Here is a 12,991-nt window from a genome sequence, read left to right as displayed (position 1 = left end):
TCCGCCTCGCCGGCCGCCTGCGGGGTCGCGTCGAAACCGTTGTTTGTAGACCCATTGACACTCGCATGCGGTCGTCCCTACTGTCGCGACAGCATTTCGAACGAGTGCCGAAATTTCGAACAGACCGAAGAGGACAGGGAGTGCCGTGCGCATCACGGGAATCAGCACACACGTGGTCGGAACACCGTGGCGGAACCTGACCTACGTCCAGGTGCACACCGACGAGGGGCTCACCGGCGTCGGCGAGACCCGCATGCTGGGCCACACCGACGCACTGCTCGGCTATTTGCACGAGGCGAAGACCAACCACATTCTCGGCTCCGACCCGTTCGCTGTCGAGGATCTCGTCAAGCGGATGAAGTACGGCGACTACGGCCGGGCCGGCGAGATCGTGATGTCCGGTATCGCCGTGATCGAGATGGCCTGCTGGGACATCAAGGGCAAGGCGCTCGGCGTTCCGGTCTGGCAGCTGCTCGGCGGCAAGGTCACCGACAAGGTCAAGGCGTACGCCAACGGCTGGTACACCACCGAGCGGACGCCGGAGGCGTACCACAAGGCGGCCCAGGGCGTCATGGAGCGCGGTTACCGGGCGCTCAAGATCGACCCGTTCGGGACCGGCCACTTCGAGCTCGACCACGAGCAGAGCCTCTACGCGGTCTCCCTGATCGAGGCCGTGCGCGACGCCATCGGCCCGGACGCCGAGCTGATGCTGGAGATGCACGGCCGCTTCTCCCCCGCCACCGCCGTCCGCCTGGCCAAGGAGCTGGCGCCCTTCAAGCCCGCGTGGCTGGAGGAGCCGGTGCCGCCGGAGAACCTGAAGGCGCTGGAGAAGGTCGCCGCCAAGGTCGACATGCCGGTTGCCACGGGTGAGCGCATCCACGACCGCATCGAGTTCCGGGAGCTCTTCGAGAGCCAGGCCGTGGACATCATCCAGCCGGACGTCGGCCACATCGGCGGCATCTGGGAGACCCGCAAGCTGGCCGCCACCGCCGAGACCCACTACATGCTGGTCGCGCCCCACAACGTGGGCGGGCCCGTGCTGACCGCCGCCTCCCTCCAGGTCGGCTTCACCGCCCCCAACTTCAAGATCCTTGAGCACTTCAACGACTTCGCGGACGCGGAGATCAAGAAGGTCGTCAAGGGCGCCCCCCAGGTGAACCCCGAGGACGGCTGCTTCCACCTCTCCCACGAGCCCGGTCTCGGTGTGGAGCTGGACGTCGACGCCGCCGCGGAGTTCCCGCAGCAGCAGGCCCGGTTCGACCTGTGGGCCGACGGCTGGGAGCAGCGCAAGCCCAAGGGCACTGAGTGAGCACCATTACCCGTCGGCCCGGCACCGGGAGGACCCAGTGAGCACCGCCGTCGTGATCGAGGCTCCGGGCGAGCACCGGCTCGTCCCGCACGAGCCCCGGCAGCCGGAAGCGGGCGAGGCCCTGGTCCGGGTGCACGCCTCGGGGATCTGCGGCAGTGACCGCGAGGTCTTCCAGGGCAACCGGCCGGAGGGGTACGTCCGCTATCCGCTCACCCCGGGCCACGAGTGGTCCGGCACGGTGGCGGCGGTCGGTGACGGCGTCCCCGCGAGCCTGGTGGGCCGCAAGGTGGTGGGCGAGGGCTTCCGGAACTGCCAGGTCTGCGACCGCTGCCACGCGGGCGAGACCACCCTGTGCACGGCGGGCTACGAGGAGACCGGCTTCACCCAGCCGGGCGCCATGGCCGCCACGCTCACGCTTCCGGCCCGGCTGCTGCACGTGCTGCCGGACGACGCCGACCTGACGGCGGCCGCGCTGCTGGAGCCGGCCGCGTGCATCGCGGCCGCCGCGCTCAAGGCGAACGCGGTGCCGGGCGAGCGGGTGGCCGTGGTGGGCACGGGCACGCTCGGGATGTTCGCCGTTCAGTTCCTGAAGGCGGGCTCGCCGGCCGAGCTGCTCGTCGTGGGGACGCGTCCGGACCGGGCCGAGCTGTCGAAGCGGTTCGGCGCCACGGACTTCCGCACCAAGGACGAGGAACTGCCGGACGACTTCGACGTCGTCATCGAGACCGCCGGGTCCGCGGACGCGGCGCGCACCGCCGCCGCCCTGCTGCGCCGGGGCGGACGGCTGATCCTGACGGGCATCCCGGCGCCGGGCGCGGACGGGCTCGACCCGACCGATCTCGTCGTGCGGCAGCTGGAGGTGCAGACCGTGTTCGGCGCGGCGCCGGACGCCTGGGCGCACACCGTGCGGGTCTTCGGGGCGGGACTCCTCGACCCGTTGCCGCTGGTCACGCACGAGCTGCCGCTGGAGGAGTTCCCGCAGGCCATCGAGTTGGTGGGGTCCGGCGACCCGAAGGTCGGAAAGGTCCTGCTGCGGCCATGACACACCCCTGAGCCGTACGCCGGTACGGGGTACCTGACGACTTCGTACCGGCGTACACCCAAAGCCCCGCACGACCAGAGCCGCGACCCTCGTCCGATATATCGAACATGAAGGACAGCTTGTGACCGACACCAACGCTCAGACGCCGCGCCGCCCCGGCGAGCAGGCGCTCGCCGCACTCGGTCTGGGGGCGCCCGCCCTCGACCCCTCCGACGCCTCTCCGCACACCTTCCCCGGCGGCGGCCGCTGGCGCACCGAGGTTCCCTCCGTGGAAGGCCCCGAGGCGCTCGCCGTGGTCCTCAAGGAGTCCTCGCGACTCGATGTGCCGATCCACCGGATCAGCCAGGGCAGCGGCATCTGGATGCTGACCGACGCCGAGATCACCGAGATGGTGGAGGCGACCGCCGAGCGCGACATCGAGCTCTGCCTGTTCACCGGCCCGCGCGGCACCTGGGACATCGGCGGCTCCACCCGCACCGACTCCAAGGGCGGCGGACTGCGCGCCCGGGGCCACGACGCGGTCGCCGGGTGCGTCGAGGACGCCGTACGCGCCACCGAGCTGGGCGTGAAGTGCCTCCTCGTCGCCGACGAGGGTGTGCTGTGGACGCTGCACCGGGCGCGGGCCGCGGGGGTCCTGCCGGCCGACACGACGCTGAAGGTGTCGGCGCTGATCGGTCCGGTCAACCCGATGGCGTACGCCGTGTACGAGAACCTCGGCGGCGACTCGATCAACGTGCCCAGCGACCTGACGCTGGATCACCTCACCGAGATCCGCCGCGTCTCCGCCGCCCCCATGGACATGTACATCGAGGCCCCCGACGACCTCGGCGGTTACATCCGGATGTACGAGGTCGCCGAGCTGATCCGGCGCGGCGCACCGCTCTACCTGAAGTTCGGGCTCTCCAAGGCTCCCGGGATCTACCCCTACGGCCACCACATGCGGGACCTGACGCTGGCCACCGCCAAGGAACGCGTACGGCGCGGACGCCTGGCGCTGGACCTGCTCGCACGGCACGGAGCTGACGGCGACATGGCGCCTCTCGGTTCACGGCTGCCCGGGACGCTGAAGCGTTTCGAAACTCCCGCATAACGTTCCGGACAAACCCCCTTCACAGAAGAAGACGCAGTCGAACACAATCCCACACACAGTCGGTCGACACCGTTCAACCCTCGAAGCGTCTTCGCTCCGCCAGACGGAGCCCTGCTCACACACATCAAGGATGATGACCATGCGCACTCGCAGAGCCGCACTCGCCGCCATAGCCGGAGCCGCCTCCCTCGCCCTGACCCTGTCCGCCTGCGGCCAGAGCGGCGAGGGCGGCAGCAAGCAGGAGGCCGGCGACACCAAGGGCGCGACCATCGGCATCGCGATGCCGACCAAGTCCTCCGAGCGCTGGATCGCCGACGGCAACAACGTCGTCAAGGACCTGGAGTCCAAGGGCTACAAGACCAGGCTGGTCTACGGCGAGGACGACACGGACCAGCAGGTCGGGCAGATCGAGAACCTGATCACGCAGGGCGTGAAGGCGCTGATCGTCGCGGCCATCGACAACAAGTCGATGAACAGCGTGCTCCAGCAGGCCAAGGACGCGAACATCCCGGTGATCTCCTACGACCGCCTGATCCTGGGCACGGAGAACGTCGACTACTACGCGTCGTTCGACAACGAGAAGGTCGGCGAGCTCCAGGGCAACTACATCGTCGAGAAGCTCGGTCTGAAGGACGGCTCCAAGAAGGGCCCGTTCAACATCGAGCTGTTCGCCGGCTCCAACGACGACAACAACACGCGCTACTTCTTCCAGGGCGCGATGAACGTCCTGCAGCCGTACATCGACAAGAAGCAGCTCGTCGTCCGCTCCGGCCAGACCAAGCTCAACCAGGTCACCACCCTGCGCTGGGACGGTGGCAAGGCCCAGAACCGCATGGACGAGATCCTGACCTCGGCGTACAAGAGCGAGCGCGTCGACGCGGTCCTCTCGCCGTACGACGGAATCTCCATCGGCATCCTCTCGGCGCTGAAGTCGGACAGCTACGGCACCAAGAACAAGCCGTGGCCGATCGTCACCGGCCAGGACGCCGAGGTCGCCTCGGTGAAGTCGATCATCGCCGACCAGCAGGCGATGACCGTCTACAAGGACACCCGTGAGCTCGCCAAGGTCGCCTCGAACATGGTCGACGCGGCGCTCAAGGGCAAGAAGCCCGAGGTCAACGACACCAAGACGTACGACAACGGCTCCAAGGTCGTCCCGGCCTACCTGCTCACTCCGGTCAGCGTCGACAAGACCAACTACAAGAAGGAGGTCGTCGACACCGGCTACATCAAGGAAAGCGACCTCAACTAACCGCCGGCACACTCTGATTGGAAGGCACGACCATGGCGGGACCCGTCCTGGAAATGCGCTCGATCGTCAAGACCTTTCCCGGCGTCAAGGCGCTGTCGGACGTCACACTGACCGTCCAGCAGGGCGAGGTCCACGCCATCTGCGGTGAGAACGGCGCCGGTAAGTCGACCCTGATGAAGGTCCTCTCCGGCGTCCACCCGCACGGCACCTACGAGGGAGACATCCTCTTCGAGGGGGAGGTCTGCGAGTTCAAGGACATCCGGGCGAGCGAGCACCGCGGCATCGTCATCATCCACCAGGAACTGGCGCTGTCACCGTTCCTCTCCCTCGCGGAGAACATCTTCCTCGGCAATGAGCACGCCAAGGGCGGGTTCATCGACTGGCGGGAGACCCTACGGCACGGCTCCGAGCTGCTGCGCCGGGTCGGTCTCAGCGACCACCCCGACACCCGCGTCGCCGACATCGGCGTGGGCAAGCAGCAGCTGGTGGAGATCGCGAAGGCGCTGTCGAAGAAGGTGAAGCTGCTCATCCTGGATGAGCCGACCGCGGCCCTGAACGACGAGGACAGCGGCAAACTCCTGGATCTGATCCTGGAGTTGAAGAAGCAGGGCATCACCTCGATCATCATCTCCCACAAGCTCAACGAGATCCGCAAGGTCGCCGACTCGGTGACGATCCTGCGCGACGGCAAGACCATCGAGACCCTCGATGTGAAGGCGCCGGAGACCACCGAGGACCGGATCATCAGCGGGATGGTCGGCCGCGACCTGGAGAACCGCTTCCCGGACCGCACGCCGCACGAGCCGGAGGAGGGCGCCCACCCGGCGCTTGAGATCCGCAACTGGACCGTGCACCACCCGATCGACCAACAGCGCAAGGTCGTCGACGACGTGTCGATCGAGGTGCGGCGCGGCGAGATCGTCGGCATCGCGGGCCTGATGGGCGCCGGCCGCACCGAGCTGGCGATGAGCGTCTTCGGGCGGACGTACGGCCGCCATGCGGGCGGCACGGTCCTCAAGGACGGCACGGAGATCCGTACCAAGACCGTCCCCGAGGCGGTCAAGCACGGCATCGCGTACGTCACCGAGGACCGCAAGCACTACGGCCTCAACCTCATCGACACCGTCAACCGCAACATCTCGCTCAGCGCGCTGGGCAAGGTCGCCAAGCGGGGCGTGGTCGACGAGCACGAGGAGCGGCAGGTCGCCGAGGGCTTCCGCAAGTCCATGAACATCAAGGCGCCGACCGTCTTCGAGCCGGTGGGCAAGCTGTCCGGCGGCAACCAGCAGAAGGTCGTCCTCAGCAAGTGGATCTTCGCGGGTCCCGATGTGCTGATCCTGGACGAGCCGACGCGTGGCATCGACGTCGGTGCCAAGTACGAGATCTACACGGTCATCGACCAGCTGGCCGCCCAGGGCAAGGCGGTCGTCTTCATCTCCTCCGAGCTGCCGGAACTGCTCGGCATGTGCGACCGCATCTACACGATGGCCGCGGGGCGGCTGACCGGTGAGTTCTCGCGGGCAGAGGCCTCGCAGGAATCGCTGATGCGTCAGATGACAAAGGACAAAGAGGTATCCCGATGAGCACGGATGTGACCGCCAAGACCCCGGCCCCCGCGCCGCCGGGCAAGAGCGGAGGGGCCGCGGGCGACGGTCTGCTCCAGCTGGTGCTGGACGGCATGCGCCGCAACATGCGGCAGTACGGCATGCTGATCGCCCTCGGCCTGATCGTGGCGCTGTTCGCCGTGTGGACCGACGGTGACCTGCTGCTGCCGCGCAACGTCTCCAACCTGGTGCTGCAGAACAGCTACATCCTCATCCTCGCGATGGGCATGATGCTGGTGATCATCGCGGGCCATATCGACCTGTCGGTCGGCTCGTTGACGGCGTTCATCGGATCGATGGCGGCCGTGTTCATGGTCAAGAACGACCTGCCATGGCCGGTCGCCGTCATCCTCTGCCTGGCGGTGGGCGCGATCGCGGGCGCCATCCAAGGGTTCTTCATCGCGTACGGCGGCATACCATCGTTCATCGTGACCCTCGCGGGCATGCTGATCTGGCGCGGTCTGACCGAGATCTTCCTTGAGGGCCAGACCCTCGGCCCGTTCCCGGAGGGCCTGCAGAAGGTCGCCAACGGCTTCCTGCCCGAGGTCGGTCCGAACACGAACTACCACAACCTCACACTGCTGCTCGGCTTCGCGATGATCGCGTTCGTGGTCTTCCAGGAGTTCCGTGACCGCCGCCGCCAGCAGGAGTTCCACCTCGACGTCCCGCCCCTCAACCTGTTCCTGCTGAAGCTGGTCGCGCTCGGCGCCGCCATCCTCACGCTGACGATGCTGCTGGCCAGCTACAAGGGCGCCCCGATCGTGCTGCTCATCCTGGGCGTGCTGCTCGTCGGCTTCGGCTACGTGATGCGCAACGCGATCATCGGCCGCCACATCTACGCGATCGGCGGCAACCTGCCCGCGGCCAAGCTGTCGGGTGTGAAGGACAAGAAGGTCACCTTCCTGATCTTCGTGAACATGGGCATGCTCGCGGCCCTGGCGGGTCTGGTCTTCGCCGCCCGCTTCAACGCGGCCTCGCCCAAGGCCGGCCTCAACTTCGAGCTGGAGGCGATCGCGGCCTCGTTCATCGGCGGCGCGTCGATGAGCGGCGGCGTCGGCACCGTCCTCGGCGCGATCATCGGTGGCCTGGTCCTGGGCGTGCTGAACAACGGCATGAACCTCGTCGGCATCGGCACCGACTGGCAGCAGGTCATCAAGGGCCTGGTGCTGCTGGCGGCGGTCGGGTTCGACGTGTGGAACAAGCGCAAGGTCGGTAGCTGACAGCACCGGAAAAGGGGCCTCGCCGACGGGCGGGGCCCCTTTCACGTGAGAAGGGCGGGGAGCACCCGTGAAGGAACTCTTCGGCAAGCTCGCCGACGGCACCGAGGTCCACAGCTGGTCGCTGGCCAACGGCGGCACGCGGATGAAGGTCCTCTCCTACGGCGGCATCGTGCAGTCGCTGGAGGTCCCGGACCGCCGCGGCCGGTTCGCCAACATCTCCCTGGGCTTCGACAACATCGAGGACTACGTCGCCAAGAGCCCGTACTTCGGCGCCCTGATCGGCCGGTACGGCAACCGCATCGGCAAGGGCCGGTTCACCCTCGACGGCAAGGCCTGCCAGGTCGACGTCGACGAAGGCGTGAACAGCCTGCACGGCGGTGCCAAGGGCTTCGACAAGCACGTGTGGGACATCGAGCCGTTCACCAAGGGCTCGGACGTCGGCCTGTACCTGCACTGCACGTCGGCCGACGGCGAGATGGGCTACCCGGGCACGCTCAAGGTGAAGGTGACGTACACCCTCACCAAGCACGGCGACTGGGGCATCGACTACGAGGCCACCACCGACAAGGCCACCGTCGTCAACCTCACCAGCCACATGTACTGGAACCTCGCCGGCGAGGGCAGCGGCACGATCGAGAACCACGAGCTGAAGATCGCCGCATCCCGCTACACCCCCGTCGACTCGGGCCTCATCCCCACCGGTGAGCTGGCCCCCGTCGCGGGCACCCCCTTCGACTTCCGCCGCACCAAGCGAATAGGCGAGGACCTCCGCGAGGCCCACCAGCAGCTGCTGTACGCCAAGGGCATCGACCACAACTGGGTGCTCGACAAGGGCATCTCGCCGCGCCCCGAGTGGATCGCGACCCTGAAGGACCCGTCCTCCGGCCGCACCCTGCGGATGGCGACCACCGAGCCGGGCCTGCAGTTCTACTCCGGCAACTTCCTCGACGGCACCCTCGTCGGCCCGTCCGGCCGCACCTACCGGCAGGGCGACGCGCTGTGCCTGGAGACGCAGCACTTCCCGGACTCGCCGAACAAGCCGTCGTTCCCGTCGACGGTGCTGCGACCTGGGCAGACGTACCGTTCGACGACGGTGCACTCGTTCAGCTGCTGAGCCCGTCACGACCGTCCCTGACGGTCCTTCACAGGTGGCACACAAGTTCTCACCGATTTCTCAGTGGTTGAACAGCGCCACCCCGGCCTCCGTATGTATGGGCGGCCCGTGCTCCCCCGCGCGGGCCACCCAAACACGGAGGTTCCATGGCCGACAACGTCACCTCGCTGTTCCGCAGCACCGCGGCACACAGCCCGTCGATGGCGGCGCTGACGCGTGAGGGCGGCGACGGAGCCGGTCCGGTCGACTTCTGCATTCCCTGCAACCCGTACTTCCCGACGCCGGAGATGTTCCAGGACATGGGGGCGCGGCTGCGGGACATCATCACGTACTACCCGAGCAGTGCCGACACGATCACGGCCGAGCTGTGCAGCCTGCTGCAACTCCCGCCGCAGTGCGTGGCGATGGGCAACGGCTCCACGGAGCTGATCACCTGGATCGACCACCTCCTGGTCCGTGAGTCCCTCGCCATCCCCGTCCCCACCTTCGGCCGCTGGACCGACCAGCCGATGGAGACCGGCAAGCGGGTCGACATGTTCCCGCTCCAGGAGTCCAGCGGATTCGCCCTGGACCTCGCGCAGTACGCCGAGTTCATCCGGGCCCGGGGCACGCGGGTCGCGGTGATCTGCAACCCGAACAACCCCGACGGCGGCTACCTCCACAAGCACGCGCTCGTGCAGTTCATGGACGCGATGGCCGACCTGGACCTGGTCATCGTCGACGAGTCCTTCCTGGAGTTCGCCGACGCCGAGCAGGACCCGTCGGTGGTCCAGGAGGCGATGCTGCGCCCGAACGTCATCGTCCTGCGCTCCCTCGGCAAGAACTTCGGCCTGCACGGCATCCGCTTCGGCTACCTCGTCGCCAACCCGGCACTGGCCGGGATGGTCCGCTCGATGCTGCCGAAGTGGAACCTCAACGCCTTCGCCGAGCACGTGGTGTTCATGCTCAAGAACCACGGCGCCGAGTACGCGCAGAGCCTCCACCAGGTGCGCAAGGACCGCCTCGACATGGCCAGCCAGCTCTCCGCGCTGCCCGGCCTGACGGTCTACCCCTCGCAGGGCAACTTCCTCTTCGTGCGCCTCCCCGTGGGCGCGGAAGGCACCGTGGTCCGGGACCGGCTGCTCACCGAGCACCGGATCCTGGTCCGCGAGTGCGGCAACAAGATCGGTTCGTCCAGCCGCTTCCTGCGACTCGTGGTGCGCCCCCAGGTGGACGTGCGTCGCCTGGTGTCCGGCCTGGAGCAGGTGCTCTACGGGTCCAGGAGGGGAGCCGCCGTGCCCGAGCTGGCAACAGGGAACAACTACAGCTCGGGTACGGCGGCCGTGGACCGGTTGGTCAGCTCCACGAACGGTTCGGGAATGCCGCTTGCTGCGCAGGCCATGGCCGCGGGGGTGCCTGCGGCGGCTCAGCCGCAGGCGATGCCCGGGGCCGGTATGCCGATGCCGGCACCGGCTCCGGTGGCACCGGCTCCGGTGGCACCGGCTCCGGTGGCACCGGCTCCGATGCCGGCCCCCGCGCCCGTCGCCCCCGCACCGATGCCGTTCCCGTCGCCCGTGGCGCCGGCCGCGGCGATGGCGCCCGGACCCACGCCGCCGGGGATGCCGGCCCGGGGTGGGCTCACGGCGGCGCAGGTGCGGGGTACGACTGGACCAGCTCCCGGGCTGACCCCGGCCCCGGCGACCGGGTGGCCCAACAGTCAGAGTTGGCCGAACGCTGCGGGGATGGGGCAGACCGGGTAGCGCCTAGTCGCCGTAGGGGGGACGGGTGCTTGTGCGACTGCGGGAGCGTTGTGGCTGGTCGCGCCCACGCGGCGGAGCCGCATATCGATACAGCCCCGCGCCCCTGGGTCGGCCGCATTACGCCGGCGTCAAACGCCACTGCTGGCAGTTGTTGCCCAACCAGGTCCACTGGCGTACGTCCGTGCCGTCTGTCGTGCCGCAGTTCGTCGCGTCGGCCACCTTGCCTGTGGCCTGGTTGACGATGCGGACGTGACCGCCGTCCGTGGCGATGAAGCGGAACCGCTGGCAGGTGTTGTTCAGCCATGACCACTGCCTCAGGTCGGCGCCGTCGGCGGTGGAGCAGCTCTCCGTGTCGAGGGCCTTGCCGGTGGCGACGTTGACCAGGCGGTGGGTGTCGTCGCCCAGGTCCTCCAGGCGCCACTTCTGGTTGTTGCCGCCGTTGCACGCCCACTGCTGGACGTTGGGGCCGTCGGCGGTCGAACTCCCGGCCACTTCAAGGCACTTGGCGCTGTTGCGGTTGACGACCGTGTACGTCGTGGAGGTGCTGGACGGCTCCCCGGAGGGGCCCGCGAGGGATGCGCCGAGGCGGACCGGGGTGCCGAGGTTCGGGGTGCCGTCGGAGTTCCAGGTGAACTTCTGGGCCCGGGTCGTACGGCCGTTGTCGCAGCCGTCGCTCGCGCTGTCGTTGGCGTGGTAGACGATCCAGTTCTCGGTGCCGTCGGGGGACGTGAAGAAGCCGTTGTGACCGGGGCCGTACACGCCGTTCGCGTCACTGCGCTGGAAGACCGGCGTGGACTTCTTGGTCCAGGAGGAGGCCGACAGGGGGTCGGATCCGGTCAGGGTCAGCTGGCCGAGCTTGTAGTCGGGGGTCCAGCAGCCGCTGCCCGAGTAGATGAGGAAGGTCCTGCCGCCGCGCTGGAGGATCTCCGGGCCCTCGTTGACGGTGCCGTTGCGCTCCCAGTCGTAGGTCGGCGTGGAGACGGTGGAGAAGCCGGTGGCGAGGGTGTACGGGTTCGACATCCGGGCCGCGACGATGTTCTGCGTGCCGCCGCCGGTCGCGCTGCCGAAGAGGTACAGCTGGTTGTTGATGGTCGCCACCGTCGCGTCCAGCATCCAGCCGGAGTTGAGCTGGTTCTTGTAGGTGTACGGGCCCATCGGGTCGGACCCGGCGCTCTCCAGCACATGGGTGCGCTGGGTCGGGTTGTAGTCGGAGATGTTCTGCCCGGCGACGTAGTACAGGTACCAGCGGCCGTTGAGGAAGTGGATCTCCGGCGCCCAGATGTTGCAGCAGCGGCTGGCCGCGTCCCCCTTCCACACCTGCACGCTGGGCGCGGTGGCGAGGCCGGCCAGGGTGGTGGACTTGCGCATGGTGATGACGTCGGTCCAACTCGTCGTCACCATGTAGTAGTTGCCGTTGTGGTACGAGATCCAGGGGTCGGCACCCTTGACCGACTTGACGGGGTTCGAGAACGATGCGGCACTCGCGGAGGGCTGGCCGATCGAGAGGGCCAGCAGCAGGGCTGCCAGCAGGGTCAGTAGGCGACGGGCCATCCGGTGCTCCAGTTCAAGAGGTTGATGCCCAGCTTGGGCGTGCCGTTGTCGTTGCCGTCGTAGTAGTGGTAGACGATCAGGTCGCCGTCGGCGTCGTTCATGATCGACTGGCCGCCGGGGCCGATGACGCTGCCGTGCGACTCCAGGACGGGGGTACCGCCGTTGTTCATCATCGAGACGCCGTTCTTGTCGGTGTACGGCCCGGTGATGCTGGTGGCGCGGCCGACCTTGACCTTGTAGGTGGAACTGGTGCCTTCGCAGCAGGTGTCGTAAGAGGCGAAGAGGTAGTAGTAGCTGCCGCGTTTCACGATGTACGGAGCCTCGACGGCGTTGGGACCGGTCCGGCGGGAGGCGAGCGAGTACCGCGTGGTGTTGGAGGAGAGCTGTTTCCCGGTGGACGGGTTGAGCTGGATCATCTTGATCCCGGTCCAAAAACTGCCGAAGGACAGCCACCACTTGCCGTCGCCGTCGACGAAGAGGTTCGGATCGATGGCGTTGTAGTCGCTGGAGGAGTTGGACGTGTAGACCGCGCCCTGGTCGGTCCAGCTGCCCGGCTGGCCGGTGGTGGAGGTGGCGAGGCCGATGGCGGACGTGTTCGAGCGGAACTTCGAGACGGAGTAGTACATCAGGTACTTGCCACCGTGATACGAGATGTCCGGCGCCCAGGCCTCCGGCACGGAGGAGTAGTTCGACCACCAGCCGGGACGGCCGGCGAAGGCGTCGCGGCCGTTCCTGAAGGCGCTGCGGTCACTGGAGGTCTTGTTGGCGATGCCGCCGCCGGTGGCGTAGAGCAGGTACTGACCTGACGAGGTGCGGATCATCGTCGGGTCGTGGGTGACGACGTCGCCGGTGACGCGGCCGGGGTTGGGGTACGCGGACGCGGTGGAGGGGATCAGGGCGAGCAGGGCGGCGGCGGGGAGGGTGAGCAGGGCGGTTCGCCTGCGGAGGGTGCGGGAGGTGCGGCTCATGCGGGTCCTCCTTGCGGTGGGGGGACAGGTCGGCAGATATCTGGCCGACATCTGACCGATATATCGAACAGTGCTCGCAAGTTCGAACGGACCGTAGAATCG

The 12,991-nt window shown here is 67.9% G+C and carries 9 protein-coding genes and 1 pseudogene; 8 read left to right on the top strand and 2 right to left on the bottom strand.

The window, feature by feature from the left end; all coding sequences use genetic code 11:
* Positions 1-145 precede the first annotated feature (145 nt).
* The 8 genes and pseudogenes from ADK36_RS16095 (at position 146) to ADK36_RS16060 (ending at position 10,370) form a co-directional block, all read left to right on the top strand.
* Positions 146-1,309, top strand: a complete 1,164-nt coding sequence (locus tag ADK36_RS16095; protein ID WP_048582372.1) for a mandelate racemase/muconate lactonizing enzyme family protein — start codon at positions 146-148, stop codon at positions 1,307-1,309.
* 37 nt (positions 1,310-1,346) lie between these two features.
* Positions 1,347-2,351 (top strand): zinc-dependent alcohol dehydrogenase, encoded by a 1,005-nt coding sequence (locus tag ADK36_RS16090; protein WP_048582373.1) that lies wholly within the window; start codon positions 1,347-1,349, stop codon positions 2,349-2,351.
* A gap of 121 nt (positions 2,352-2,472) precedes the next feature.
* A complete protein-coding gene (locus tag ADK36_RS16085) occupies positions 2,473-3,441 on the top strand; it encodes a hypothetical protein (protein ID WP_048582374.1) in 969 nt (322 codons plus the stop codon).
* A gap of 139 nt (positions 3,442-3,580) precedes the next feature.
* Positions 3,581-4,693 (top strand): multiple monosaccharide ABC transporter substrate-binding protein, encoded by a 1,113-nt coding sequence (chvE, locus tag ADK36_RS16080; protein WP_425315305.1) that lies wholly within the window; start codon positions 3,581-3,583, stop codon positions 4,691-4,693.
* Positions 4,694-4,725: 32 nt separating this feature from the next.
* Positions 4,726-6,276 carry a multiple monosaccharide ABC transporter ATP-binding protein gene (gene mmsA, locus ADK36_RS16075; RefSeq protein WP_048582417.1) on the top strand — a complete coding sequence of 517 codons (1,551 nt, stop codon included), beginning with the start codon at positions 4,726-4,728 and terminating at the stop codon, positions 6,274-6,276.
* Complete coding sequence (gene mmsB, locus ADK36_RS16070) at positions 6,273-7,517, top strand: multiple monosaccharide ABC transporter permease (RefSeq protein ID WP_048582376.1); 1,245 nt, start codon at positions 6,273-6,275, stop codon at positions 7,515-7,517. Before mmsA ends, mmsB begins: the two co-directional genes overlap by 4 nt.
* Before the next feature lie 52 nt (positions 7,518-7,569).
* Positions 7,570-8,631: pseudogene (locus tag ADK36_RS16065) on the top strand (aldose epimerase family protein); the annotation flags it as partial.
* A gap of 146 nt (positions 8,632-8,777) precedes the next feature.
* The gene (locus ADK36_RS16060; protein WP_053198015.1) at positions 8,778-10,370 is read left to right on the top strand and encodes a pyridoxal phosphate-dependent aminotransferase; all 1,593 of its coding nucleotides are present in this window, start codon (positions 8,778-8,780) and stop codon (positions 10,368-10,370) included.
* A gap of 117 nt (positions 10,371-10,487) precedes the next feature.
* Here ADK36_RS16060 and ADK36_RS16055 read toward each other — a convergent pair whose 3' ends face one another.
* Together ADK36_RS16055 and ADK36_RS16050 are read right to left on the bottom strand one after the other, a co-directional pair.
* Positions 10,488-11,921, bottom strand: coding sequence for a family 43 glycosylhydrolase (locus ADK36_RS16055; RefSeq protein ID WP_053198014.1), 1,434 nt, complete (start codon positions 11,919-11,921; stop codon positions 10,488-10,490).
* Positions 11,903-12,889: an arabinan endo-1,5-alpha-L-arabinosidase gene (locus ADK36_RS16050; protein WP_053198012.1), complete on the bottom strand. Its 987-nt coding sequence runs from the start codon at positions 12,887-12,889 to the stop codon at positions 11,903-11,905. Before ADK36_RS16050 ends, ADK36_RS16055 begins: the two co-directional genes overlap by 19 nt.
* Positions 12,890-12,991 lie beyond the last annotated feature (102 nt).

Origin of the sequence: Streptomyces viridochromogenes, assembly GCF_001270495.1 — a bacterium.
Lineage (GTDB): Bacteria > Actinomycetota > Actinomycetes > Streptomycetales > Streptomycetaceae > Streptomyces > Streptomyces viridochromogenes_A.
This window is presented reverse-complemented; position numbering and strand designations above follow the sequence as displayed.